Origin of the sequence: Amycolatopsis heterodermiae (assembly GCF_034929455.1) — a bacterium.
GTDB lineage: Bacteria > Actinomycetota > Actinomycetes > Mycobacteriales > Pseudonocardiaceae > Amycolatopsis > Amycolatopsis heterodermiae.
This window is the reverse complement of record NZ_JAYFSI010000008.1, coordinates 444064-469741: the sequence shown is the minus strand read 5'-3', so window position 1 is coordinate 469741 and position 25678 is coordinate 444064. Positions and strand designations below refer to the sequence as shown.

Sequence of the window (25678 nt, the reverse complement as noted above, 5' to 3'; positions counted from 1 at the left end):
AAGCCGGCGCCACCGGCGGGAACCCCGGTGCGCGTCACCGGCGCGCAGTCCCTCGTGCGCTCGCTCGAGGCGGTCGGCGCCGAGGTGGTCTTCGGCATTCCCGGCGGCACCATCCTGCCGGCCTACGACCCGCTGCTGGACTCGACGAAGGTCCGCCACATCCTGGTCCGCCACGAGCAGGGCGCCGGCCACGCGGCCACCGGTTACGCGCAGGCCACCGGCAAGGTCGGCGTCTGCATGGCGACCTCCGGCCCCGGCGCGACCAACCTGGTCACCCCGCTGGCCGACGCGAACATGGACTCCGTCCCGGTCGTGGCCATCACCGGCCAGCAGAGCCGGGCGCTGATCGGCACCGACGCGTTCCAGGAAGCCGACATCTGCGGCATCACCATGCCGATCACCAAGCACAACTTCCTCGTCACGGACCCCGCGGAGATCCCGCGGACCATCGCCGAGGCGTTCCACCTGGCGTCCACGGGCCGGCCCGGCCCGGTCCTGGTGGACATCCCCAAGGACGTGCTGCAGGAGATGACCTCGTTCTCCTGGCCGACCGAGCTGCGGCTGCCGGGCTACCGCCCGACGTTGCGCCCGCACGGCAAGCAGGTCCGCGAAGCCGCGAAGCTCATCGCGAAGTCGCGCCGCCCGGTGCTGTACGTCGGCGGCGGCGTGATCAAGGCCGAGGCGCACGAGCAGCTGAAGGAGCTCGCCGAGCTGACCGGCATCCCGGTCGTCACCACGCTGATGGCGCGCGGCGCGTTCCCCGACTCGCACCCGCAGCACCTCGGCATGCCGGGCATGCACGGCACGGTCGCCGCGGTCGCCGCGATGCAGCGCGCCGACCTGCTGATCGCGCTCGGGGCCCGGTTCGACGACCGCGTCACCGGCCAGCTGTCCTCCTTCGCGCCGGACGCCGCGATCGTGCACGCCGACATCGACCCGGCCGAGATCTCGAAGAACCGCAAGGCCGACGTCCCGATCGTGGGCGACTGCAAGGAGATCATCGGCGAGCTGATCACCGCCGTGCAGTCGGAATTCGACCACGGCGGCAAGCCCGACCTCGCCGACTGGTGGACCCAGGCCGAGGACTGGCGCACCAACTACCCGGCCGGCTACGAGTGGCCCGACGACGGTTCGCTGTCGCCGCAGTACGTCATCGAGCGGATCGGCCAGCTCGTCGGCCCGGACGCGGTGTACGCCGCCGGCGTCGGGCAGCACCAGATGTGGGCCGCGCAGTTCGTCAAGTACGAGAACCCGCGCACCTGGATCAACTCCGGCGGCCTCGGCACCATGGGCTACGCGGTGCCCGCGGCGATGGGCGCGCAGTTCGGCGTCCCCGGCACCCCGGTGTGGGCGATCGACGGCGACGGCTGCTTCCAGATGACCAACCAGGAGCTGGCCACCTGCGCCATCGAGGGCGCGCCGATCAAGGTCGCCGTCATCAACAACGGCAACCTGGGCATGGTCCGGCAGTGGCAGAACCTCTTCTACTCGGAGCGGTACTCCAACACCGACCTCGGCACGCACAAGCACCGGATCCCGGACTTCGTGCTGCTGGCCGAGGCCCTGGGCTGCGCCGGCCTGCGCTGCGAGACGAAGGAAGACGTCGACGCCACCATCCGCCGTGCGATGGAGATCAACGACCGCCCCGTCGTGATCGACTTCGTCGTGGGGAAGGATGCCCAGGTGTGGCCGATGGTCGCGGCCGGGACCGGCAACGACGAGATCATGGCGGTCCGGGGCATCCGGCCGCTGTTCGACGACGACGAGGTTTCGGTGGAGACGACCGAGGCCGCCGCGGAAGCCGCTGGGGAAGGTGAGCGCTGAGATGAGCGTCCACACGCTGAGTGTCCTGGTCGAGAACAAGCCGGGTGTGCTCGCGCGCGTCTCGGGCCTGTTCTCCCGGCGCGGTTTCAACATCGAGTCCCTCGCCGTCGGGCCCACGGAGAACCCCGAGGTGTCCCGCATGACGATCGTGGTCGCCGTCGAAGAGCTACCGCTCGAGCAGGTGACCAAGCAGCTCAACAAACTGGTCAATGTGATCAAAATAGTCGAGCTGGAGCAGTCGACCGCCGTGCAGCGCGAACTGCTGCTGGTCAAGGTGCGCGCCGACAACACCGTGCGTAGCCAGGTCCTCGAAACCGTCCAGCTCTTCCGGGCCAAGGTGGTCGACGTCTCCCCGGAGGCACTCACCGTCGAAGCCACCGGGACGTCCGACAAGATCGGTGCGCTGCTGCGGATGCTGGAGCCGTATGGCATCCGCGAGCTGGTGCAGTCAGGCATGGTCGCGGTGGGGCGGGGCGCCCGTTCCATCACCGCCACATCACCGCGTTGAGAAAGTAAGTCAGGAAAGGAAGCAGTAACCCCCATGGCAGTGGAAATCTTCTACGACGACGACGCCGACCTCTCGATCATCCAGGGGCGCAAGGTCGCTGTCATCGGCTACGGCAGCCAGGGCCACGCCCACTCGCTGAGCCTGCGCGACTCCGGCGTCGACGTCCGCATCGGCCTGCCCGAGGGGTCCAAGTCGCGGGCGAAGGCCGAGGAGCAGGGCCTGCGCGTGCTCACCCCGGCCGAGGCGTCGGCCGAGGCCGACCTGATCATGATCCTGGCGCCGGACACGAAGCAGCGCTTCATCTACGAGCAGGACATCGCGCCGAACCTCAAGGACGGCGACGCGATCTTCTTCGGGCACGGCTTCAACATCCGGTACGACCTGATCAAGCCGCCGGCGAACGTCGACGTCGCCATGGTCGCCCCGAAGGGCCCGGGCCACCTGGTCCGCCGCCAGTTCGTCGACGGCAAGGGCGTCCCGGCGCTCATCGCGGTCGAGCAGGACGCCACCGGCAACGCGCAGGCGCTCGCCCTGTCCTACGCCGCGGCCATCGGCGGCGCGCGTGCGGGCGTCATCAAGACGACCTTCACCGAGGAGACCGAGACCGACCTCTTCGGCGAGCAGGCCGTGCTCTGCGGTGGCGCGTCCGCGCTGGTGCAGACCGGTTTCGAGGTGCTCACCGAGGCCGGTTACGCCCCGGAGATCGCCTACTTCGAGGTGCTGCACGAGCTGAAGCTGATCGTCGACCTGATGTACGAGGGCGGCATCGCGCGCCAGCGCTACTCGATCTCCGACACCGCCGAGTACGGCGACCTGACCCGCGGCCCGCGCGTCATCTCGCCGGCGGTCAAGGAAGAGATGAAGAAGATCCTCGGCGAGATCCAGGACGGCACGTTCGCCCGCGAGTGGGTCGCCGAGGACGAGGCCGGCCGGCCGAACTTCACCAAGCTCGAGGAGCAGGGCAACCAGCACCCGATCGAGGCGACCGGCAAGAAGCTGCGCGACCTGATGTCGTGGGTGGACCGGCCGATCACCGAGACCGCCTGAGTGTCGTAGCTCGGTGAAGGGGACGTCCGGGTCGGGCGTCCCCTTCACTGCGTTCGGTGCCCGGGTGGTTACGCTGGTGGCATGAGTGAGCAGCCGGCCGACGACAAGGCGCACATCCGGCACCACCTGGACTTCACCGAGGCCGAGTGGATCCGCGCCGAGCCCGAGGGCGTCACCCTCGACGAGGTCGTCGAATACGCGTTCGTCCCGCACACCGACGGTGTCACCTACGTCGCGATGCGGAAGTCGACGGAACCGGACGGCACGGTGCTCGTCTTCACCCCTTCGGAGTGGGAAGCGTTCGTGCTGGGCGTCCGCGACGGCGAGTTCGAGCTCCCGGAGGCCTAGGCGCCCAGGCGGGCGGCCAGCTCGGGGATTTGCCCGAGGTCCCCGGCGATGCCGAGGTGGTCGCCGTAGTCGCGGGATTCGACGATCAGGCCGTCACGGATCCGCAGGACGAAGATGTTCGCGATCCGCACTGGCCGGCCCGCGTGTTCGCCCTGGTAGGCGAACTCGCCGACCAGCACCTCCGGGTCCGTGGTCCGGTAGGTGACCAGGTCCGCCACCGAGAAGCCGGGGTTGAGCTTCTTGCCCGCCTCGAAGTGCTCGCGCAGCTCGTCGCGCGTCCGCACCACGCCCGAGCCCGGCAGGAACGGGTGCGTCACGTGGGTTTCCTCGGCGTACAGCTCGGGCAGCTCGTCCCACCGGGCGCCCGCGACGCCGAACACGAGCTGCTCGAACACGCTGTTCGCGCTCTCCGGGGTGACCGGTGAGAGCTCGCGCGGCGGCGCCTGTTCGTAGGCCATCGGCAGCTGGCCGACGCCGTCGCGGATCGCGGCGAGCCGCAGGTAGTCGTGGTAGTCGCGGGAATGGACGATCAGGCCGTCGCGGATCCGCAGGACCTGGATGTTGGCCGTGACGTCGGTCTTGCCGGTTTCCGCCGACTCGGCGTCGTAGTCGTATTCGGCGACGATCACCTCGGGGTCCGTGGTCTCGTGGACGACCACGTTCTTGCGCTTGAGCCGGACCGCCCCGGCCAGGGCGCCGGTGAACCGCTCGTGGACGGCCGCGCGGCCGTCGAGGCGGGTCGGCCGCGGCACGGCCTGGGGGTGCTCGACGACGGTGTCCTCGGCGTAGAGCGCGGAAAGCTCGCTGAACCGTCCTTCGGCGATGCCGTCGGACAGCGCGGCGAACACGTCGCGGGGTGTGGTCATGGGTCCTCCCAGTGGGCAAAACGGAGTCTGTAGTCCGTCTCGACGATACGGACTACAGACTCCGGTTGTCTACAGGGACCGCAGCAGCTCCTTCGCGGCCGGCTGGTCGCAGTGCTCGGCCCAGGACTCCGGCGTGCTGTCGAAGAGCGCGTCCCGCACGGTGAGGTCGGCGCCGCCCTCGACGAGCACCCGGATCACGTCGAGGTGCCCGGACTGCGCGGCCAGGTGCAGGGCGGTGGCGCCTTCGCCGTGGCTCGGGCCGCCGAACGTGCCCGCGTGGTTCACGTCGGCGCCGAGGTCGAGCAACGTCCGGACCGCCGCGAGCTTGCCGAACGCGGCTGCCCAGGTCAGGGCCGTGCCGCGGTAGACGTCGGCGTCGAGGCGGGCGCCGCGGGCGACGAGCGTGCGCAGGGCGTCGGCGCGGTCGTTGCGGGCCGCCCAGGCCAGGGCTTCGTCGCGGACCTCCGCCGGGTCGTCGCCGGGGCGCCAGGCCGGGAAGCCGCTGTGCGGGCGGTAGAACCCGCGGTGCTCACCCGCGGCACGGCTGAGCGTCCCGTCCGGTTTCAGCAGCTCGTCGAGGAGCGCGGCGTGGCCGAGCCCGGCCGCGACGCGCAGGTTGCCGGGGGCGAGATCCCGGGCCGCCAGCTTCTCCGCCGCCCTGCGGTGCCCCCAGAACAACGCGACGACCAGGGGAGTGCCGCCGTCTCCGCGCGCGGAGACGGCGACCGGCGCGCCCGCGTCGAGCAGGAGGTCGACGAGCCGCGCCTGGTTGCTGTAGGTGGCCTGGTGCAGCGGCGTCCAGCCGTGAACGTTCCCGTGCGACGGGTCCGCGCCGTGGTCGAGCAGGACCCGGCTGAGCCGCTCGTCGCCGGTCGCGCCGGCCATGCCGAGCAGGTCGTTGCCGTTGGTGCCGCGCGCGGTGACGAGGCCCGGGAACTCGCCGAGGAGCGTTTCGAGAGCCTCGGGATCCTTCGCCTCGACCGCGCGGTACGCCCGTGCGAACGGCTCGCCACTGTCCACAAGAGACTTGACGTACTCGCGGAGTGTCTTCCAGGAAACGAAACCATGCTCGCGGGCGACGACCACGCGGGCGCCGTCCCGGGTCAGTGGCTGGTTCCAGCGGTCGAACGGCTCGCGCGCGCCGGGCGTCTCGTCCTCGGCGGACGCGAGCAGGCCGACCGCGCGCCCGGCGTAGTACTCGACGTCTTCGTGGTACGGGTGCTGCAGGGTTTCGCCGTGCTCGATGACGCGCCGGACGTACGCCTGCAGCTTCGGCCAGCTCGGGAAGCCGTGCTCCCGCGCGATCCGGAACTGCGCTTCGGACAGCTTCACGGCTTCGGCGCGTGCGAGGTCCTTCGCGCGTTTGCGCAGCTGATCCAGGCTGGGTTTGGCGGGCAGCGTGCCCATGGTGCCTTCCTTCCCTCGACGCCCGTGGTCCGCCGGCACCGGGCAGGAAAGGAGGTGCGGAGCTGGTGGTGCGGTGGTGCGGGGGTGGGCTCGGCCCTTTCCGCGGACGGGACGCGGCCCTCACCGCGTCCCGCCAGCGTACCCCGATGGACGACACGCGCACCTGACCGGACGACACGCGTACGCAGGCGGACGACACGGTCCGCGAGCCCGCTTGCCTCGTGTCGTCCAGCCGGGTACGCGTGTCGTCCGCGCGCGTACGCGTGTCGTCCGTTCGGTTACGGGACGAGGGTGGCCAGGTGGCGGTAGGACTTTTCCGTGCGGGCCAGGACCTGGACGCAGACGTGGTCGGCGCCGGCGTCGAGGTGGGCCCGGATCCGGTCGGCCGCGGCCTGCTCGCCCGTCGCGACCAGGGCGTCGACCAGGCGGTCGCTGCCGCCGCCGGTCAGGTCCTCGTCGGTGAAGCCGAGCCGGCGGAGGTTCGACCGGTGGTGCGCGGCGAGCTGCAGGTACCCGGCGACGTGCTCGCGGGCCACCTCCCGCGAGCCGTCCAGGACCACGGCCTGCTCGACGGCCAGGTACTTGCCCGGGCCGAGCCGCTCCCGCGCCAGCGCCGTGTGCTCCGGCGGGACGAAGTACGGGTGGGCGCCGTCCGCCCGCTCGGCCGACAGGTCGAGAGCGCGAGGGCCGAGCGCGGCGAGCAGCCTGAGCGGCCGCGGTGACGGCTGTGGTTGCCCGGGCAGCTCGGCCGCGTCCATGCCGTCCAGGTAGTCGCGGATCGCGGCCAGCGGCCGCGGGCCCGGGCGGTGCCCGCCGATGCCCGCGATGAACCGGCCAGGATAGGCCTCGCCCAGCGCCCGGACGGCCCCTTCCGCGGCGAGCGGGGAACGCTGGTCGAACCGGGCGATCCCGGTGGCCACCACGAGTTCCGACGTCGCCGCGAGCAGCAGCGCCGCCTGGGTGAACGCCTCCCTCCCGGCGTACTCGCCGAACCACAGCTGCGTGAAGCCGAGTTCTTCGACCTCGGCGGCCGTCTCGCGCACGGCGCCGATCGGGTCGCCGTCGAAGAACTGCCAGATTCCGACGCTCACCGGACCACCGCCGGGGCCAGCTCGGCCAGGACGTCCACAGTGGACTCGAAGGTGGCCGCGGACGGCGTCAGCAGCACGTGGTCCGCGCCCGCGTCGAGCAGCTCGTCCAGGCGTTTCGCGATGGTTCCCGCGTCACCCCACAGGACGAGGTCGTCGACGAACCGGTCGCTCGGGCCGGTGATGTCGGCATCGGTGTACCCGAGCCGTTTCCAGCCCGCGAGGTAGGCCTCGATGCGGTGCTCGCGCGAGAGCGCCACGCGCTTCCGGACGCTTGCGCGCGCGTCCTCGCGGGTGCCGAGCAGCACCGTTTGCTGCGGGATCAGCAGCTTGTCCGGTCCGAGGATCTCCCGCGCGTACGGCGTGTGGCTGACGGGCTGGGCGAACGGGTGTGCGCCGTCGGCTTGGTCGCGGGATAGGGCCAGCATCTTCGGCCCGACGGCGGCCAGCACCCGCGGAAACGCCACCGGGGAAGGGTTTTCCGCGGCGACCGCGTCCATTTCGGACAGGTAGGCCCGCATCCGGTCGAGCGGCCGGTACTCCTCGCCGAGCTTCGTGGCCTGGAACCGGTGCCCGACGCCGATGCCGAGTACGAACCGGCCGGGGTGGGCCTGGGCGAGCGTGGCGCCGCCCTTCTCGGCGGTGATCCCGGGCCGGGCCCAGAGGTTGGCGATGCCGGTACCGAGCACGACGTCCGGCACCGACGCGAGCAGGTCGCCGAAGTGGGCGAACACCTCGCGGCTGCCGGGGCCTTCGCCGCTCCAGACCGAGCGGTAGCCGAGCTCGGCGAGCCGGCGGGTGGCCGCGCGCTCGACGTCGGGTGGCGGGGCCAGCGGGGCGCTCGGCAACCAGGCGCCGATGGCGCCGAGCCGCGCCCGGGTGTCTTCGATCAGGGTCATCCTCGTTCCCTCCAGTAATGTGAGGCTGCCTCCGGTTAATATACGGAGGCAGCCTCCGATTGGCTACCCGGTAGGCTCGGAAGGGCGATGACCGAAGTCAAGCCGATGCGCGCGGACGCCCGCCGCAACTACGAACGCCTCCTGGAGGAGGCGCAGCGAGCCTTCGCCGAACACGGCGTCGAGGCGTCGCTGGAGGACGTCGCCCGCCGGGCCGGCGTCGGCATCGGCACGCTCTACCGGCACTTCCCGACCCGGGACGCCCTGCTCGAGACGCTGCTGCGGGCCCGGTTCGACGGTCAGGCCGAGCGGGCGCGCGAGCTGCTCACCGACCCGGCGCCGCTCGAGGCGCTGCAGGCGTGGCTGCTCGGGCTCGGCGACACCACCGGCACCTTCCGCGGCCTGGCCGAGCTGACCGCCGACGCGCTCAACGACGAGACGTCCCGCTTGTACGCTTCGTGTCACGCCATGCGGGACGCGGCGTCCCAGCTGGTGGAACGTGCGCAGGCGGCGGGGGAGCTGCGCGCCGACGTCACCACGCACGAGCTGCTTCTGTTGCTGCACGCGGCATCCTGGGCGGGGCCGCACCTGCCCGGCGACGCGGGCATGCAGCGCCTCCTGGCTCTTGTTTTCGAGGGATTACGGGCGAGTTAACACCATGGGAAGCCAGGACGTGGTCCTGCGCGTTAAACTCCCGCTCGACCGGGGCACAACGACGTGCTGAGACCGTCTGTCACCACAGAGCGTCCTGGAAATGACCAGATAGTGGGAGCCGCATCGTGAGCAAGCCCAGCAAACCCGTCGTCCTCATCGCGGAGAAGCTCGCCCCCTCCGTGCTGAGTGTGTTCGGTGACGAGGTGGAGGTCCGGCACGTCGACGGCACGGACCGAGCCGCGCTGCTGGAGGCGGTGAAGAGCGCCGACGCGCTCCTGGTCCGGTCCGCGACCAAGGTCGACGCCGAGGTCTTCGCCGCCACGACCCAGCTCAAGGTCGTCGCCCGGGCCGGTGTCGGCCTGGACAACGTCGAGGTGCCCGCGGGCACCGAGCGCGGTGTCCTCGTCGTGAACGCCCCGACGTCGAACATCGTCTCCGCCGCCGAGCACGCCGTGGCGCTGCTGCTCTCGGTCGCGCGCCGCATCCCGGCCGCCGACCAGAGCCTGCGCGGCGGCGAGTGGAAGCGCAGCTCGTTCTCCGGCGTCGAGCTGCAGGGCAAGACCGTCGGCGTGGTCGGCCTCGGCAAGATCGGCCAGCTGTTCGCGCAGCGCCTCGCCGCGTTCGACACCAAGCTCATCGCGTACGACCCCTACGTCTCGGCCGCCCGCGCCGCGCAGCTGGGCATCGAGCTCGTCACCCTCGACGAGCTGCTGACCCGCGCCGACGCGATCTCCATCCACCTGCCGAAGACCCCGGAGACCAAGGGCCTCATCGACGCCGAGGCGCTGAAGAAGACCAAGCCGGGCGTCATCATCGTGAACGCCGCCCGCGGTGGGCTGATCGTCGAGCAGGACCTGGCCGACGCGCTGCGCTCGGGCCACGTCGGCGGCGCCGGGGTCGACGTCTTCGTCACCGAGCCGACCACGTCCAGCCCGCTGTTCGAGCTGGAGAACGTCGTCGTCACCCCGCACCTGGGCGCCTCCACCGCCGAGGCGCAGGACCGCGCGGGCACCGACGTCGCCAAGTCGGTGCTGCTGGCCCTGCGCGGCGACTTCGTGCCGGACGCGGTGAACGTCTCCGGCGGCGGCGCGGTCGGCGAGCACGTCCGCCCGTACCTGTCGCTCGTGCAGAAGCTCGGCATGCTGCTCACCGCGCTGAACCCGAAGGCACCGAGCACGGTCGACGTCGTCGTCAAGGGCGAGATCTCCAGCGAGGACACCGGCGTGCTGCAGCTCGCCGCGCTGCGCGGCGTGTTCACCGGTGTGGTCGAGGACCAGGTCACGTTCGTCAACGCACCGCAGCTCGCCGAGAAGCTCGGCGTCCAGGTGCACCTGACGACCGAGCCGGAGAGCCCCAAGTTCCGCAGCCTGGTCACCGTCCGCTCGGCGTACGCCGACGGCACGGCGCTGACGGTGTCCGGTTCGGTCACCGGCCTGGACGAGGTCGAGAAGCTCGTCGAGGTCAACGGCCGCGGCTTCGACCTGCGTGCCGAAGGCACCGTCCTGCTGGTCGAGTACCCGGACCGCCCGGGCGTGATGGGCCGCGTCGGCACGCTGCTCGGCGAGGCCGGCATCAACATCGAGGCCGCGCAGATCAGCCAGACGACCGACGGCTCCGACGCCGTGATGCTGCTGCGCGTCGACCGCCACATCGACGCGCACCTGCTGGAGCCGATCGGCGCCTCGGTGGGCGCGCACACGATCCGCGCCGTCGACCTCGGCTGACGTTCCGCGCTTTCCGAAGGCCCCCGCACCCGGTCAGGTGCGGGGGCCTTCCGGCGCTTTCCGGGCCCTCGGTTCGCGTTCGCCCACTCGGCGCGGTTCCAGCCCACCGGCGAAGCGCCGACCTGTTCGAAGAGGACGTACGCGTCGTAGCCGGTGAAGACGATCGCGAGCCCGGCGGCATGCATGTCGCGATCGGACGTCCACAGCCGCGGCCGCCAGAACAGCGTCACCGGACCGTCGCGCAGCGGACTTAACGCGAGGTCGTTGCGGTGCACGACTGCCGAGCCCATCGGCAATCACATTCACATAACGGACTTCTTTGCCTACCTAAGTAGGTGTTTTGGGGCATTAGGTTCTCTCCGCGAGGTTGAACCACGCGCCGTCGAGGGCACGGCGCGGTCGCCGTGCTTCACCGTCGGGGGTGCTAGGAGCGGCTGGCAGGTTCGGGTCCAGACCTCGAGTAAGGGGCCGACTCATGAGCAGATCCCGCTTACCCGCCCGCGCCACGACGGCGGCCTTCGCCGTGGTGCTGGCCGCCGCGCTCGGCGCGCCGGTGGCGAGTGCGGCCACTGTGCCTAATCAAGATGTACCGCTGGCCGACGGCGTGAGCTCGGCGAAGATCGACGACACGAAGCTGCAGGGCAAGGTCGCGCCGCGGCTGGCCGCCGCGCAGGGCCGCGTCACCGCGTTCGTCGAGCTGGCCAAGAAGCCCGCCGTCGACGCGTTCACCGACGCCCAGCCGCGGGGCAAGGAGCAGGCGAAGCGGGCCGCTCGCGCCGCGAAGGACGACACCGCCGCCGCGGTGACCTCCGTGCTCGGCCAGCTGCGCACGGCCGGCGCCCAGCCGCAGGCCGTCACCCAGACCGCCAACGCCGTCCCCGGCGTGGTCGTCACCGCGGACGCCGCGAAGCTGCGTGAGGTCGCGAAGCGCGCGGACGTCGTTTCGGTGCGCACGGTCGTGCCGAAGACCCGCACCAACGCCAGCGCCGAGCTGCTGACCAACACGCTCGCCGCGTGGCAGCAGACCGGCAAGTTCGGTGACGGCGTCCGCGTCGGCGTCATCGACGACGGCATCGACTACACCCACGCCGACTTCGGCGGCCCCGGCACGCAGGCGGCCTACAAGAGCGTCGACAGCACCAAGCCGACCCCGCTGTTCCCGAGCGCCAAGGTGGTCGGCGGCACCGACCTCGTCGGCGACGACTACGACGCCGCGACGCCCGGCAAGACCACCCCGAAGCCGGACCCGAACCCGCTGGCCTGCGGTGAGCACGGCACGCACGTCGCCGGCACCATCGGCGGCTTCGGCGTCACCGCCGACGGCAAGACCTTCAAGGGCGACTACAAGAAGCTGGACGCCAAGAAGGTCGACGCGATGCAGATCGGCCCGGGCACGGCGCCGAAGTCGCTCCTCTACGCCATCAAGGTGTTCGGCTGCGCGGGCTCGACGAACGTCACCTCGCAGGCGCTGGACTGGGCACTCGACCCGGACGGCGACGGCGACTTCACCGACCACCTCGACATCGTCAACCTGTCGCTGGGCTCCGACTTCGGCGCGCCGGACGACCCGGACTCGCTGTTCGTGCGCAAGCTCGCCGCGAACAACGTGCTCCCGGTGATCTCCGCGGGCAACGGCGGCGACATCAACGACATCGCCGGCTCGCCCGGCAACACGCCCGAAGCGCTCACCGTGGCCAGCACGCGGGACGCGGGTGTCCTGCGCGACGCCGCCGAGGTCACCGCGCCGACCGCGGCCAAGGGCCCGAAGACCGGCCAGTACAGCCAGAACTACGCCGGCTACGACACACTGAACCTGACGGCTCCGGTCGTCGCGCTGTCCGCGGCGAACAACGCGGGCTGCGCGGCGTACTCCGCGGCGGACAAGGCGAAGGCGGCCGGCAAGTTCGTCTGGCTGGAGTGGGACGACAACGACTCGACCCGCGCGTGCGGCTCGGCCGTCCGGGCGAACAACGCCCAGGCCGCCGGGGCCAAGGGCGCGCTCCTGTCGTCCACTTTGGAGCACTTCAGCGCGGGCATCGCGGGCAACGCGGCGATCCCGATGTTCCAGTTCACCGGCTCCGCGACCGCGCCGCTGCGCGCGTCGCTGACCGCGGGCACGCTGCAGGTGCGCCTGTACGGCACCGGTCGCGCGTCGATCCAGACGTACGACAAGAAGATCGTCGACACCCCGAGCTCGTTCACCTCGCGCGGCACCCGCGGCCCGGCGCTCAAGCCGGACGTGGCCGCGCCCGGTGACACGATCACCTCGGCGTTCCGCGGCAGCGGCAACGGCAGGACCGTGCTGTCCGGCACGTCGATGGCGGCCCCGCACACCACGGGCATCACGGCGCTGGTCCGACAGTCCCACCCGGACTGGTCGGTCGAGGAGGTCAAGGCCTCGGTCATCGACACCGCCGGCCACGACGTGACCGACGGCGCGGGCCACACCTTCGCGCCGCAGCGCGTCGGCAGCGGCCGGATCGACGCCAAGGCGGCGCTGGACAACCAGGTGCTCGCCTACGTCCAGGACGACCCGGGTGCGGTCAGCGTCAGCTTCGGCACGGTCGAGGCCGGTGGCCCGGTCACGCTGTCGAAGACGATCAAGCTGGTCAACAAGGGTGTCACGCCGGTCGAGTACTCGGTGGCCTACCAGGCGGTCAACGCGCTGCCGGGCGTCGAGTACACAGTGGACACGCCGTCGGTGAAGCTCTCGCCGCGCGGCACCGCCAAGGTCAAGGTGACGCTGAAGATCACCGACCCGAAGGCCCTGCGCAAGGTCATGGACCCGACCATGCAGGCCGTCCAGGCCGGGCTCGCCCGCCAGTTCGTCGCGGACGCCTCCGGCCGCGTCGCCTTCACCCCGAAGAGCGGGGCCAAGGTGCCGCTGCGGGTTTCGGTCTACGCGGCGCCGAAGCCGGTGTCGGCGATTTCGACGCCGTCGTCGGTCAAGTTCGCCCCGGACGCCACCCAGGCCGTGCTGAACCTGAGTGGTCGCGGTGTGGACCAGGGGACGGGCGCGCAGCGCTACCGCTCGCTGATCAGCGTGCTCGAGCTGCAGGCGGAGTCCCCGCAGCTGCCCGAGTGCGACGCGGACGTGGTCACCGACTGCACGGTGAACAAGACCGCCAAGGGCGGCGACCTCCGCTACGTCGGCGCGTCTTCCACCGCGCCGCTGGCGAAGGCGCAGGGTGAGCCGGAGAACGCGATCCTCGCGTTCGGCCTGTCCACCTGGGGCGACTGGGCGAACATCGGCAGCAACACCTCGCCGTTCGTCGACATCGACACCACCGGGGACGGTACGCCGGACTTCGAGACCTACGTGACCAAGGCGACGGCGACCGATGTCCTGATCGCGGTCACGGTCGCGCTGACCCCGGGCTTCCCGCAGGTGGACGTCCAGGCCGTCAACGGGCAGCTCGGCGACGTGGACACGAACGTGTTCGACACCAACGTGATCACGCTGCCGGTTTCGCTGGCCGCGCTGGGCATCGACGCGAACGCCGACACCCACCGCATCTCGTACACGGTGGGCGTCAGCGGCTTCTACGTCGCTCCGGGCACGACGAACGGGCTGATCGACTACGTCGGCACGCCGCTTTCGTTCGACGCGCTCGCGCCGGGCTACGCGGTGCAGGGCGGCGGCGACGCCGCCCTGGGCTACGTCGCGAAGCCGGGCACGGCGCTGGTCGTCACCCGGAACGCGGCCTCGGCCGCGGCCGACAACGCCCTCGGGCTGCTCGCCATCCAACACCACAACGCCGCGGGGAACCGGGCGAACGTGGTCAAGGTGGACGCGGCCCAGGGTGCCCGGCCGGGGAACGAGCGTCAGCCGATCGGGGCGGGCCGCTCGTAGCGGGCCGCAAGATCGATCTGTGCAGGTTCAGGGGCGTCTCCGGCGGGTATCCGCTGGGGGCGCCCCGCTGCTGTTCACCCAATCGGGTGTCTCACCCTGCGGGAGGATGCGGCATAAGGGTGGTGCGGCTACGGCCGTTTGTCTACGGCCGGTAACCTTCCGGCTGCTGGCGTTTTGTTGCGGTGGGCCATCGGTGCGGCCGGTGGCCTGGTCGACGGAGGTGTGTGGATGCGGCTCGCTGTGATCCCAGGAGACGGGATCGGGCCCGAGGTGGTCTCCGAGGCGTTGAAGGTGCTCGGTGAAGTGGCGCCGACTGCGGAGATCACGAACTACGACCTCGGCGCCGCCCGATGGCACTCGACGGGCGAGCTGCTCCCGGAGTCGGTGCTCGGCGAACTGCGGCAGCACGACGCGATCCTGCTGGGCGCGGTCGGCGACCCGACGGTGCCGAGCGGCATCTTGGAGCGCGGCCTGCTGCTGCGCCTGCGGTTCGAAATGGACCACCACGTCAACCTGCGCCCGGCGCGGCTGTACCCGGGTGTCCGGGGACCACTGGCCGACGCAGGCGACGTCGACATGGTCGTCGTGCGCGAAGGCACCGAAGGCCCGTACGCGGGGACCGGCGGCCTGATCCGCAAGGACACCGAGCACGAGATCGCGACGGAGGTCAGCGTCAACACGGCGTTCGGCGTCCGCCGCGTCGTCGCGGACGCGTTCAACCGGGCCGAGGCCCGGCCGCGCAAGCACCTGACGCTCGTGCACAAGACCAACGTGCTCTCGTTCGCCGGGTCGCTGTGGTCGCGGATCGTCGAAGAGGTTTCGCTGGAGCACCCGGAGGTGACGGTCGCTTACTCCCATGTGGACGCGGCGACGATCCACCTGGTGACCGACCCGTCCCGGTTCGACGTCATCGTGACGGACAACCTGTTCGGCGACATCATCACCGACCTCGCGGCGGCGGTGACGGGCGGAATCGGCCTCGCGGCGAGCGGCAACCTGGACATGACCCGCCGCAACCCGAGCATGTTCGAGCCGGTCCACGGTTCGGCGCCGGACATCGCGGGCCAGGGCCTGGCCGACCCGACGGCCGCGGTGCTGTCGGTCTCGCTGCTGCTGGACCACCTGGGCCAGAAGGAAGCGGCGCGGCGGATCGAGGCTTCGGTGGCGTTCGATCTGGCGACCCGGGACCAGGCGTCGCCGGGTGCTACGACGGCGATCGGTGACCGGTTGGCGGCGCTGGTGTCTTCGAACGTGCGTACCGGCTGAGAACGGCCTTCTGTTTGACGGGGAGCCCCGCACTGCTGTTCAGGTGCGGGGCTCTTTCGTGTCCTGGGGGCGCGAACGGTCCGTTGGTGCTTCTTGGCCGCGCGAACGGTCCTTTCGTGCGGTGCTGGGCGTTGCGAGTGGCCCTTTGGTGCTCTCTCGGTCGCGCGGGTGGCCCTCTGGGTGAGGGTTTGGTTGCGAGTGGTCCGTTCGTGCGGTGTTGGGCGCTGCGAACGGTCCGTTGGTGCTGTTTGTGGTGCGAAGGGCCACTGGTGCGGTTGGGGTGCGAGCGGCCCCTTGGTGCTCTCTCGGACGCGCGAGTGGCCTTCTGGGGGCGGGTTTGGCGCGAGTGGCCCGTTCGTGCGGTGCTGGGCGTCGCGAACGGTCCGTTGGTGCAGTTTGTGGTGCGAACGGGCCGCTAGTGCGGGGCAGGTTGCGAGCGGTCCGTTGGTTGTTCTTGGTCGCGCGAGTGGCCCTTTCGAGGGGTTCGGTTGCGAACGGTCTCGTTGGTGCTGTTTCGTGGTGCGAAAAGGCCGCCGTCGCGGGTTGGGGCGCGGCCCTTGGTCCTCGGTCCCGCGAGTGGCCCTCTGGGTGCGGGTTTGGTGCGAGTGGCCCGTTCGTGCGGTGCTGGGCATCGCGAACGGTCCGTCGGTGCTGTTTGCGGAGCGAACGGGCCGTTCGTGCTCGTCGGGGTGCGAGCGGTCCATCGGTGCTCTCGGCCGCACGACTGGCCCACTCGCGCGAGCTTGGTCGCGAACGGTCCGTTCGCGTCGCTCACGCCGGTACTGCACCGGCCGGTCGCGGGTTATCCACAGCACCGCCGTGATGTGGACAACCCAGTCGCGGAACGGTCTTCCGGGCGGTTGTGTCCGCGGGCGCCGGTAAACTGGGTGCGGGGCCGGCCCCCAGGGAGTGGCGGGGGATGTTTGCCGGCCGTCCCGGATGGTGGGAGCTTGACCCAGGTTGTGGACTTCCGCCGAAACCCTGTGGCATGATGCGGTCGTGACCAGCTTCGCGATCATTATCGCCGAGCGCGCCGGACGATAGCTCCAGAAGAGCTCCCGGCGCGCAACCTCTCGCACCCCTGCGGGAGGTTTTTTTGTTGCCCAGAAACGACCAGAAACGACTTGACCCGGCCCGAGGAGAACACCGTGACCCGCAAGGAGCCCGCCGATACCCCCCTCGGCGACGCCTTCCACCTCTACGACACGACCCTGCGCGACGGTGCGCAGCGCGAGGGCATCTCCTACTCCGTCCAGGACAAGCTGGCCGTCGCGCGGCTGCTGGACGAGCTGGGTGTCGGGTTCGTCGAGGGTGGCTGGCCGGGTGCGCTCCCCAAGGACACCGAGTTCTTCGCCCGCGCCGCGAAAGGCGAGCTGAAGCTCAAGCACGCGGCGCTCGTCGCGTTCGGTGCCACTCGCAAGGCCGGCACCACCGCCGACGTCGATCCGCAGGTGCGGGCCCTTCTCGACAGCGAGGCGCCCGTCATCACCCTCGTCGCGAAGTCCGACCTGCGCCACATCGAACGCGCTCTGCGGGTCGACGTCGGCGAAGCCTGCGCGATGGTCCGCGACACCGTCGAATTCCTCGTCAAGGAAGGCCGAAGGGTCTTCCTCGACGCCGAGCACTTCTTCGACGGCTACGCGTATTCACCCGAAACCTCGCTCAAGGTCCTCGACGCCGCCGCGCACGCCGGTGCCGACGTGCTCGTGCTCTGCGACACCAACGGCGGGCAGCTGCCGCTGGGGCTCGCCGAGACCGTCAGGACCATCAAGGACAAGACCGGATTCCGGCTCGGGATCCATTGTCAGGACGACACTTCCTGCGCCGTGGCGAACTCCGTCGCCGCGGTGCAGGCCGGCGTGACGCACGTCCAGTGCACCGCCAACGGTTACGGGGAGCGGGCCGGCAACGCCGACCTCTTCGCCGTGACGGGAAACCTGGTGACCAAGCTCGGCATGGACGTCCTCCCGACCGGAGGCGCCGCCGAACTCACCCGGGTCTCCCATGCCCTTGCCGAAATCGCCAACCTCGCCCCCTACACCCACCAGGCTTACGTAGGGGCGTCGGCTTTCGCTCACAAGGCGGGACTGCACGCGAGCGCGATCAAGGTGGATCCGTTGTTGTACAACCACATCGATCCGTCTTCCGTCGGCAACGACATGCGGGTACTGGTCACCGAGATGGCCGGCAGGGCCAGCCTCGAGCTCAAGGGACGTGAGCTCGGGGTCGACCTTGCCGGCCGGCCCGAAGCGCTGACGAGCGCGATGCGGAAGGTCAAGCGCCTCGAAGCCGAGGGCTGGTCCTTCGAAGCGGCCGACGCCTCCCTCGAACTCCTGCTGCGCCAGGAGGCCGACGTCCCGGCCGAGGCGCCGTTCGAGCTCGAGTCCTACCGCGTGGTGCTCGACCACCGCGCCGACGCCGAGGTCGTCTCCGAAGCGACGGTCAAGGTGCACGTCGGCGGCCAGCGCGTCATCGCCACCGCCGAGGGCATCGGCCCGGTCCACGCCCTCGACGCCGCGCTGCGCAAGGCGCTGAGCCCGCACCTGTCCTGGTTGGACAGTGTGGACCTGGCCGACTACAAGGTCCGGATCCTGCAGGGCCACCCCGGCACCGACGCGGTGACGCGCGTGCTGGTCGAGAGCACCGACGGCGAACGCGAATGGACGACCGTCGGGGTGCACGGCAACATCGTCGAGGCCAGCTGGCTGGCCCTCTGCGACGCGCTCGTGCACAAGAGCACCACCGTGGCCTGAGTCACGCGCTGGGCGCACGTAGACTGGCCGCGTGCGCCTAGCCCGTATTGCTCATCCCGGTGGAGTCGCGTTCGCTTCGGTCGAAGGGGACGGTGACGACGCCCAGGTCCTGGAGATCGCCGAGCACCCGTTCGGCCAGCCCAACTTCACCGGCAAGCGGTGGCCGCTGGCCGACGTCCGGCTGCTCGCGCCGATCCTGCCGTCCAAGGTGATCGCCGTCGGCCGCAACTACGCCAAGCACGCGGCCGAGTTCGGCAACGAGGTGCCCAGCGCCCCGATGCTGTTCCTCAAGCCGTCGACCACGGTCATCGGCCCGAACGCGGCCATCCGCCGCCCGTCCGGCGTCGGCCGCGTCGACTTCGAGGGCGAGCTGGCCATCGTGATCGGCCAGCCGGTGAAGAACGTGCCGGCCGCGCGCGCCGCGAGCGTCATCCTCGGCTACACCGTTGCCAACGACGTCAGCGCCCGCGACCTGCAGAAGTCCGACGGCCAGTGGGGCCGCGCCAAGGGCTTCGACACCTTCTGCCCGCTCGGGCCGTGGATCGAGACGTCGCTCGACGCGTCCGACCTGGCGCTGCGCTCCGAGGTCGACGGCGAGCTCAAGCAGGACGGCCGCACGTCCGACCTGGTGCACAAGATCCCCGAGCTGGTCGAGTTCGTCTCCGGCGTGATGACGCTGCTGCCTGGCGACGTCATCCTCACCGGCACCCCGGAGGGCGTCGGCCCGATCGAGGGCGGCCAGAGCGTCTCTATCACCATCGACGGCATCGGCACCCTGACCAACCCGGTCGAGAGCGTCTAACCGCGGGCGACCGGCTCCATCGGCCGCCGGGCGAACGCCGGAGCGTGCTCCGGCCGCAGCCCGAGGCCGAGGAGCCGCGCCGGGAAGTACGACAGCCGCGGGAACCGCGCGAACGCCTTGATCATCGGCGCCGGCGGGCCGTTGCGCTTGCCGCTCATCACACCGCGCACCACGGTCCGGTGCATGAGGCGCTGCAGCCCCTGAACCAGCAGCGTCGGCGCCAGCCGCCGCGAGCGCACCTTCGCCAGGTCGGCCTCCGAAGGGCGACCCCGCCGCAGCGGTTCGGCCAGCAACGTCGCCGCCGCGACCGCGTCCTGCACCGCCAGGTTGATGCCGACCCCGCCGATCGGTGACATCGCGTGCGCGGCGTCGCCGAGGCACAGCAGCCCGTCGACGTGCCACTTGCGCAGCAGGTTGAGCCGCACGTCGAGGAACTTGACGTCGTCCATCGTCTTCAGCTCGTCCACGCGGTCGTGGAACTCGGGACAGATCCGCGTCACGTTCTCGCGGAACGCCTCGATGCCGTGGGCACGCAGGTCCTCACCTTTGGGCGCGAGGTAGGCGACCTGGTAGAAGTCCGGCCGGGGGAGCGGCACCGCGAAGCGGCGGTCCCGCATCTTCGGCAGCAGCATGCCGCCTTCCTCGCCTTCGCCGCGCGAGAGCCGGAACCACCACACGTCGAACGGGCAGTCGTACTCGTGCGGGACCAGACCCGCTTCGCGACGGGCGAGGGACCACCGGCCGTCGGCGGCGATCACCAGGTCGGCGCGGATTTCCCCGGTCTCCCCGGCGCTGGTGCGGTAGGTGATGCCCGCGACCCGCCCGTGCTCCCGGACCAGGCCGGTGCACTCGGTCTCCATGCGCTGGACGAACGTCGGCTCCTTGCGGGCGCTCTCGGCGAGCAGGTCGAGGAAGTCCCACTGCGGCACCATCGCGATGTACGGGTGGGGGACCTTCAGCCGGGTGAAGTCGGCCAGCTTCATCAGCTCGCCGTTCTCCTGGGGGAACCCGGCCGCGGTCAGCTCGCTGTGCGGCAGCGCGTGGAACCGCTCGCCCAGGCCCAGCTCGTCGAGCAGGGTGAGCGTCGACGGGTGGACGGTGTCGCCGCGGAAGTCCCGCAGGAAGTCGGCGTGCTTCTCCAGCACCGTCACCTCGACGCCCGCGCGGGCCAGCAGCAGCCCCGTGACCATCCCGGCCGGCCCGCCACCGATGACGACGCAGCCCGTGCGCTCGGTCATCTCCACCATCTCCCCATCTATTTCATCGCCTGTTGAATAAGACGAGGATGCACCCGGCCCGGTCCGTGCGTCAAGCGATGTGGCGACGGATACGCTGATCGGGCTATGAGTGAGACATCGGTGGTTCGCGCGCGCTTCTGTCCTTCGCCGACCGGCACCCCGCACGTCGGGTTGATCCGCACGGCGTTGTTCAACTGGGCCTTCGCCCGGCACAACCAGGGTCAGCTGGTGTTCCGGATCGAGGACACCGACGCCGCGCGCGACTCGCAGGAGTCGTACGAGCAGCTGCTCGACGGGCTGCGCTGGCTCGGCATCGACTGGGACGAGGGTCCCGAGGCCGGCGGCGAGTACGGGCCGTACCGCCAGAGCGAGCGCCGCGCGATCTACGCCGACGTCGCCGCGAAGCTGCTCGAAGCGGGGGAGCTGTACGAGGCGTTCTCGACCAACGAAGAGGTGGAGGCCCGGCGCAAGGCGGCCGGCCTGGACCCGAAGCTGGGCTACGACAACTTCGACCGCGACCTCACCGACGAGCAGCGTGCCGCCTATCGCGCCGAGGGCCGCGCGCCCGTGCTGCGGCTGCGCATGCCGGACATCGACCTCGCCTGGACCGACCTGGTGCGCGGCGACATCAGCTTCCCGGCCGGCACCATCCCGGACCCGGTGCTGGTGCGGGCCAACGGCGAACCGCTGTACACGCTGACCAACCCGGTCGACGACGCGCTGATGAAGATCACGCACGTGCTGCGCGGCGAGGACCTGCTGCCTTCGACGCCGCGGCAGATCGCGCTGTACGCGGCGCTGGAGCGCGTCGGCGTGGCGGAGTTCACGCCGCAGTTCGGCCATTTGCCGTACGTGATGGGCGAGGGCAACAAGAAACTGTCCAAACGCGACCCTTCGTCGAATCTCTTCAACTACCGCGACCGCGGCTTCATCCGCGAGGGCCTGCTGAACTACCTGGCCCTGCTGGGCTGGTCCATCGCCGACGACCGCGACGTGTTCTCGGTCGAAGAGCTGGTCGAAGCCTTCGACGTCACGAAGGTCAGCGCCAACCCGGCGCGCTTCGACGTCAAGAAGGCCGAAGCCATCAACGGCCAGCACGTGCGGGCGTTGCCGGCGGCCGAGTTCGTGAGCCGCGTCACGCCTTACCTCGTCACCGCGGGGGTTCTTCCGGACTCGCCCAGCGACGAGCAGCTGGCCCGGTTGAGTGCGATCGCGCCGCTGGTGCAGGAACGTGTAACGGTCCTTTCGGATGCGCCTCCCATGGTGCGCTTCCTGTTCGCCGACGAAGAGACGTTCGCGCCGGAAGAAGACGCGGCGGCGAAGAACCTCGGCGAGCCCGCGCAGCCCGTGATCACGGCCGCGCTGTCGGCGCTCGAGGCGCTGCCGTCGTGGGAGACCGCGGCCATCGAGCAGGCCCTGAAAGACGCCCTTGTGGACGGTCTGGGTCTCAAGCCGCGCAAGGCTTTCGCGCCGGTGCGCGTCGCCATCACCGGACGGACCGTTTCCCCGCCGCTGTACGAGTCGATGGAGCTGCTCGGCCGCGACGTCTCATTGGGACGGCTGCGCCGGGCAGTGGTCGGATAACCGAAAGAAGACGGTTCGCCAACTGGGAGTAGAGCCGGAGGGCCGGAACAGGCGAGTCGCAATCACCTCTTTGGCAGCGTCGCGAACGCTGTGGTTGCCCTAGCCTCACTGGGTGGATTTCGCTTTGGCACCCCGGACCCCGTCGCGAACCGCCCCCGCCGAGGCGGCGCCCGAGCCCTGGGCGCCGCCGGCGCTCCGGCTGGTGTGCCTGGACATCGACGACACCCTGATCGACTGCACCGCCGCGATCCGCCGCGTCCTCCACATCCTCACCGGCCGCGGCGACCTGTGGCCGCTGTGGGACCTGATCACCGAAGAGCACGTCGCGCTCGTCGTCGCCGGGGAGATCGACTACCCGACCATGCACGAGCGCCGCACCGGCTGTTTCCTCGCCGAGCTCGGCATCCTCGCCGACACAGAGCAGGTGCTGTCCTTCGAACGGCGCCGCCGGGAACTGCTCGACACTTCGTGGCAGCTGTTCGACGACGTCCTCGAGTGCCTGGAGTGGTTGCGCGCCGCCGGTCTCGTGCTGGCCGCGGTGACGAACGCGTCGGGTGTCCACCAGCGTAAGAAAATCGCCGATCTCGGCCTGGCGCCGTTCTTCGACCACGTCGCCATCGCCGGCGAGCTGGGGGTGGCGAAACCCGATCCGGTGATGTTCCACACGGTCTGCCTCGGCCTGGGCTGCGCACCTGCCCAGGCCGTTCACGTCGGGGACAAACTCGACACGGACGCGATCGGCGCCCGCGACGCCGGCCTCGGCGCGGTCTGGCTCGACCGCGACGGCATCGCCGAACGCGCCCCGGAAGGCGTCCACACGATCGCCGGGTTGGCCGAGCTGCCTGAGCTGCTGGTTTCGGAGTACGCCACGATCGGCGTCCCGGCCCAGCGCCGAACCGACACCCCCGCGTTCACCGTCCGGAACGGCGTGCTCTAGTATTTCTCCTCGTGCGGTGCTGAACCAGCCAGCTGGCTCGGTACCTCACTGGGGTATGGTGTAATTGGCAGCACGACTGGTTCTGGTCCAGTTAGTCTAGGTTCGAGTCCTGGTACCCCAGCTGCGGAGAGTGACCCCCCTGCAGAGCGAGCAATCGCCTCTGGTAAGTTCTCTCCAGCAAGAAAAACAGAAAAGCCCCTGGGAAACCAGGGAAGTTCCTAAGCCCCCGTCGTCTAGCGGCCTAGGACGCCGGCCTCTCACGCCGGTAGCGTGGGTTCGAATCCCATCGGGGGTACAAACAGCATCCACCCGAACCCAGTTGACCCAGGTCAGCTGGGTTTTTTGGTTCCATGGATGTCATCGCGTCGGAGATCCTTTCCGCGGCTTCCGCCGTCTTGGGCAGCTGATCACCAGGCAGTTTAACCTTGATCGTGACCTCGTCACCGAGTCCGTGAACATGAACGCTGAGCTAGGTGACCTCGAACAGCTCGTACAGAAGGTCACGCGGCGCCCTCGCGAGGTGGACGGCGAGATAAGGAAGCGCGTCGAGCCGACTGAGGTCGGCTGCAACCGGAGCAGTCTTCTCGTCGGCTTCATCCAACTCGGCGATGGCGGATAGCGATGCCTTCTTCTCGCGTTCCAGGTCGTTGTAGCTCTGGCGGAGCCCCTGGGTGAAGGGGTCATCCGGGTCGCCTTCGCGGGCCTGTCTCATGATCGAGTCCTGTTGGCGGGTGATCGTGGCCAGAAGCTTCTGCCGGCGGGTCCGCTCGGCCTCTCGTGCCCGGACGGCATGGTCGTCGACGCCTCCTTGCTCCGCCTCGAGGATCGCTCGCCGTTCAGGTCCGAAGAGCCGGTCGGCGTAGAAGCGGCAGATGGCTTCCAGAAGCTCGTCCTCCCGCAGGCGGACAGACGACGGCAAGCCGGGATGCAGGTGGGGTGTGGCCCGGTTGTTCTTGCGGGGCCAGCAGAGGTAGTACGCCACACCGCTGGCCTTCATGTCGCCGGTCATGCGCCGGCCGCAGCTGTGAACCACTCGTCCGCGAAGGACGTACTTGCGTTTGGTCTGCGGATGATTGCTGAGCGTGTCGTCGTCGCGCGACCCGCGCTTCTCGCTGCGGTTCTTGTTGATCTCGTCGAACATCCACTTCTCGACCAGCGGCTCGTGGACCGGCTGCGGAGACCAGATCCACTTGTAGGGCTCGTTGACCCGGCCGCGCTTGGACGTCGTGGCACGGCGGTTGAAGACCTGGTAGCCGAGCTGCGTGAACGGCTGCAGACCGACGAATCGAAACGCTTCGGGCAATGCACGCAGGCTGAATCGATCGGACACCAGTCCGGGCGCCGCATCGTCGCCACCCTCGGCACCAAGAAGGCCGATCTGAACGAGCTGGACTGCGAGCACATGCGCCCCGTTGTGGGCTGCATCCATCGCCACCTGGCGTGGCGGTACTCGCTGATGAACTGGTGCCACGATTCGCCGAAACATCCTGACCGAGCTGGACCGAGTCCGCGATTGCCGACGAGATGCCCACGCGTGGATCGCCACGCGGGACGGTCGTGGGCCGATACAGTGGGTGACGCAGGTGCTGGGGCGGTCGGGAACATCCTGCACTCTGCTGACCTGAAACCCCGCACTCGCAGCTGGACGAGCACCGGTAACCGCTCTTGCCTGCGGATCGATCAGCACCTCCGTCCCCATCGGAGCGGCCAGCTGATCGATAGCGAAACGTTGGTCCTTGAGGAAGGACAGTCAGCTGCGGTGTCGTCCAGGGTGTCGTTGTCACGCACGACATCATGCGCCTGGCCAGCGTCGCGGCGATCGGTAGCGCGCCTGCAGATGGGTGAGCTACTCGAGGTCGGCAGCAGCTTGCTGACGGTGCTGGCGGCGAGTACCAGCCGGTCGTACCCGATCCGTACGTCGTGATACCCGGCGAACCCACCGCCGACCATCACGACACCCATTCACGTTCCTCCCCTTTCGGGCGGACAGCCGACATTGCGTGATTACCCGGCTCCTTCGGTGGTTACTCGGTCAGCGTGACTCGAAAATTCGCTCAAGGTGATCGCGTCCGGTGGGGACGCCGGCAACGAAAGCTCCGTCGGCACGGTTGAAGACGTGATCACGAGCGAGGCCGAAGCCGGTGGCCGGCATGTCAAGGCATCGAAGGAAGAGCCGCAGTATCCGGTGCGTAGCGAGAAGACCGGTAAGACGGCAGTGCACCACCCCGACAAGATTCACCCGGTCTGAGCGCGCTGGGTGTGGTGGCGCCGCAGCTGGGTAACCGGGTCGCTACCGTCATACCAAGGAGCAGACGATGGCCGAATACCAGCACACCGCGACCGCCGACATCTCCGCCGACGAGTTGTACGCGTTCCTGAGCCATCCGGAGAACCTGCCGCGGTACTTTCCGCAGATGAAGGTCGCCGAGTCACGTGGTGGCGAGAGCGTGCACGTCGAGGCGGACGTGCACGGTGAGCGTGTCGAAGGGGAAGCCTGGTTACGCACTGACCCCGCCACTCGTTCGCTCAAATGGGGCGCGGAAGGCCCGGACGACTACCGTGGTGAGCTGCGCATCGACGAAGCCGGACCGGCGGCCGCGCAGATCACCGTGACGCTGAACAGCGTCCGCGAGGCGGATGCTGACGAGGTCCAGCAGGGGCTCGAGCAGACGGTGGCGGCGATCACCCACGCGGCCAGTGCCGACGCCGACGTCGAGGCAGCTCAAGGCCAGGGCGGCTGGACCTCCTACGACGATAACGACTGATCCACGTTGCCGCGCGCGACGATCAAGTGGAAGCAACCTGCATGCGAGTGAGCAACGGTGTTTCGACACGGCCACTGACAATCTGATGCGCTGCTGCCATTGCCGCAGCCGTTCAGGC

General features: G+C 69.9%; 20 protein-coding genes, 2 tRNA genes and 1 pseudogene. 17 read left to right on the top strand and 6 right to left on the bottom strand.

The annotated features are described in order from the left end of the window. Positions 1-27 precede the first annotated feature (27 nt). The 4 genes from VA596_RS32020 (at position 28) to VA596_RS32005 (ending at position 3727) form a co-directional block, all read left to right on the top strand. Positions 28-1824 carry an acetolactate synthase large subunit gene (locus VA596_RS32020; protein WP_323331933.1) on the top strand — a complete coding sequence of 599 codons (1797 nt, stop codon included), beginning with the start codon at positions 28-30 and terminating at the stop codon, positions 1822-1824. A gap of 1 nt (position 1825) precedes the next feature. Beyond that, positions 1826-2332 (top strand): acetolactate synthase small subunit, encoded by a 507-nt coding sequence (gene ilvN / locus VA596_RS32015; RefSeq protein ID WP_003080760.1) that lies wholly within the window; start codon positions 1826-1828, stop codon positions 2330-2332. Positions 2333-2365: 33 nt separating this feature from the next. Then, entirely contained in the window at positions 2366-3379 is a 1014-nt protein-coding gene (gene ilvC / locus VA596_RS32010) for a ketol-acid reductoisomerase (protein WP_323331932.1), read from the top strand. A gap of 81 nt (positions 3380-3460) precedes the next feature. Next, positions 3461-3727: a DUF397 domain-containing protein gene (locus VA596_RS32005; protein WP_323331931.1), complete on the top strand. Its 267-nt coding sequence runs from the start codon at positions 3461-3463 to the stop codon at positions 3725-3727. On the opposite strand, the gene VA596_RS32000 is transcribed toward VA596_RS32005, so the two are convergent. From VA596_RS32000 to VA596_RS31985, 4 genes are all read right to left on the bottom strand, one after another. After that, a complete protein-coding gene (locus VA596_RS32000; RefSeq protein ID WP_323331930.1) occupies positions 3724-4593 on the bottom strand; it encodes a nuclear transport factor 2 family protein in 870 nt (289 codons plus the stop codon). The genes VA596_RS32005 and VA596_RS32000 overlap by 4 nt on opposite strands. A 69-nt stretch (positions 4594-4662) precedes the next feature. After that, positions 4663-6000, bottom strand: coding sequence for an ankyrin repeat domain-containing protein (locus tag VA596_RS31995; RefSeq protein WP_323331929.1), 1338 nt, complete (start codon positions 5998-6000; stop codon positions 4663-4665). 278 nt (positions 6001-6278) lie between these two features. Further along, complete coding sequence (locus VA596_RS31990) at positions 6279-7091, bottom strand: TIGR03620 family F420-dependent LLM class oxidoreductase (protein WP_323331928.1); 813 nt, start codon at positions 7089-7091, stop codon at positions 6279-6281. Continuing rightward, positions 7088-7987: a TIGR03620 family F420-dependent LLM class oxidoreductase gene (locus VA596_RS31985; RefSeq protein ID WP_323331927.1), complete on the bottom strand. Its 900-nt coding sequence runs from the start codon at positions 7985-7987 to the stop codon at positions 7088-7090. Before VA596_RS31985 ends, VA596_RS31990 begins: the two co-directional genes overlap by 4 nt. Before the next feature lie 87 nt (positions 7988-8074). On the opposite strand from VA596_RS31985, the gene VA596_RS31980 reads away from it, so the two are divergent. From VA596_RS31980 to VA596_RS31955, 6 genes are all read left to right on the top strand, one after another. Further along, complete coding sequence (locus VA596_RS31980) at positions 8075-8638, top strand: TetR/AcrR family transcriptional regulator (protein WP_323331926.1); 564 nt, start codon at positions 8075-8077, stop codon at positions 8636-8638. Positions 8639-8763: 125 nt separating this feature from the next. Then, positions 8764-10362 (top strand): phosphoglycerate dehydrogenase, encoded by a 1599-nt coding sequence (serA, locus tag VA596_RS31975; RefSeq protein WP_323331925.1) that lies wholly within the window; start codon positions 8764-8766, stop codon positions 10360-10362. Between the two features lie 475 nt (positions 10363-10837). Beyond that, the gene (locus tag VA596_RS31970; protein WP_323331924.1) at positions 10838-14215 is read left to right on the top strand and encodes a S8 family peptidase; all 3378 of its coding nucleotides are present in this window, start codon (positions 10838-10840) and stop codon (positions 14213-14215) included. 228 nt (positions 14216-14443) lie between these two features. Then, on the top strand, positions 14444-15481 hold the full coding sequence (locus VA596_RS31965; RefSeq protein ID WP_323331923.1) for a 3-isopropylmalate dehydrogenase: 1038 nt from the start codon (positions 14444-14446) through the stop codon (positions 15479-15481). A 1148-nt stretch (positions 15482-16629) separates the two neighbouring features. After that, positions 16630-18234: a citramalate synthase gene (gene cimA, locus VA596_RS31960; RefSeq protein WP_323331922.1), complete on the top strand. Its 1605-nt coding sequence runs from the start codon at positions 16630-16632 to the stop codon at positions 18232-18234. Between the two features lie 31 nt (positions 18235-18265). Further along, the gene (locus tag VA596_RS31955) at positions 18266-19036 is read left to right on the top strand and encodes a fumarylacetoacetate hydrolase family protein (protein WP_323331921.1); all 771 of its coding nucleotides are present in this window, start codon (positions 18266-18268) and stop codon (positions 19034-19036) included. Here VA596_RS31955 and VA596_RS31950 read toward each other — a convergent pair. Next, positions 19033-20283, bottom strand: a complete 1251-nt coding sequence (locus tag VA596_RS31950; protein WP_323331920.1) for an FAD-dependent oxidoreductase — start codon at positions 20281-20283, stop codon at positions 19033-19035. The genes VA596_RS31955 and VA596_RS31950 overlap by 4 nt on opposite strands. Positions 20284-20379: 96 nt before the next feature. Between VA596_RS31950 and gltX the strand changes: the two genes are divergently transcribed. From gltX to VA596_RS31930, 4 genes are all read left to right on the top strand, one after another. Beyond that, positions 20380-21858 carry a glutamate--tRNA ligase gene (gltX, locus tag VA596_RS31945; protein ID WP_323331919.1) on the top strand — a complete coding sequence of 493 codons (1479 nt, stop codon included), beginning with the start codon at positions 20380-20382 and terminating at the stop codon, positions 21856-21858. 202 nt (positions 21859-22060) lie between these two features. Further along, positions 22061-22795, top strand: a complete 735-nt coding sequence (locus VA596_RS31940; RefSeq protein WP_323331981.1) for an HAD family hydrolase — start codon at positions 22061-22063, stop codon at positions 22793-22795. A gap of 49 nt (positions 22796-22844) precedes the next feature. Then, positions 22845-22916 (top strand) — tRNA-Gln (locus tag VA596_RS31935). A gap of 101 nt (positions 22917-23017) precedes the next feature. Further along, positions 23018-23090, top strand: a tRNA-Glu gene (locus VA596_RS31930). A gap of 174 nt (positions 23091-23264) precedes the next feature. On the opposite strand, the gene VA596_RS31925 is transcribed toward VA596_RS31930, so the two are convergent. Next, on the bottom strand, positions 23265-23507 hold the full coding sequence (locus tag VA596_RS31925; protein WP_323331918.1) for a hypothetical protein: 243 nt from the start codon (positions 23505-23507) through the stop codon (positions 23265-23267). Between the two features lie 78 nt (positions 23508-23585). On the opposite strand from VA596_RS31925, the gene VA596_RS31920 reads away from it, so the two are divergent. From VA596_RS31920 to VA596_RS31910, 3 genes and pseudogenes are all read left to right on the top strand, one after another. Further along, the gene (locus tag VA596_RS31920; RefSeq protein WP_323331917.1) at positions 23586-24719 is read left to right on the top strand and encodes a DUF3140 domain-containing protein; all 1134 of its coding nucleotides are present in this window, start codon (positions 23586-23588) and stop codon (positions 24717-24719) included. A 113-nt stretch (positions 24720-24832) separates the two neighbouring features. Beyond that, positions 24833-25043, top strand: a pseudogene (locus tag VA596_RS31915) (DUF2945 domain-containing protein). A 67-nt stretch (positions 25044-25110) separates the two neighbouring features. Then, positions 25111-25560 (top strand): SRPBCC family protein, encoded by a 450-nt coding sequence (locus VA596_RS31910; RefSeq protein ID WP_323331916.1) that lies wholly within the window; start codon positions 25111-25113, stop codon positions 25558-25560. Positions 25561-25678 lie beyond the last annotated feature (118 nt).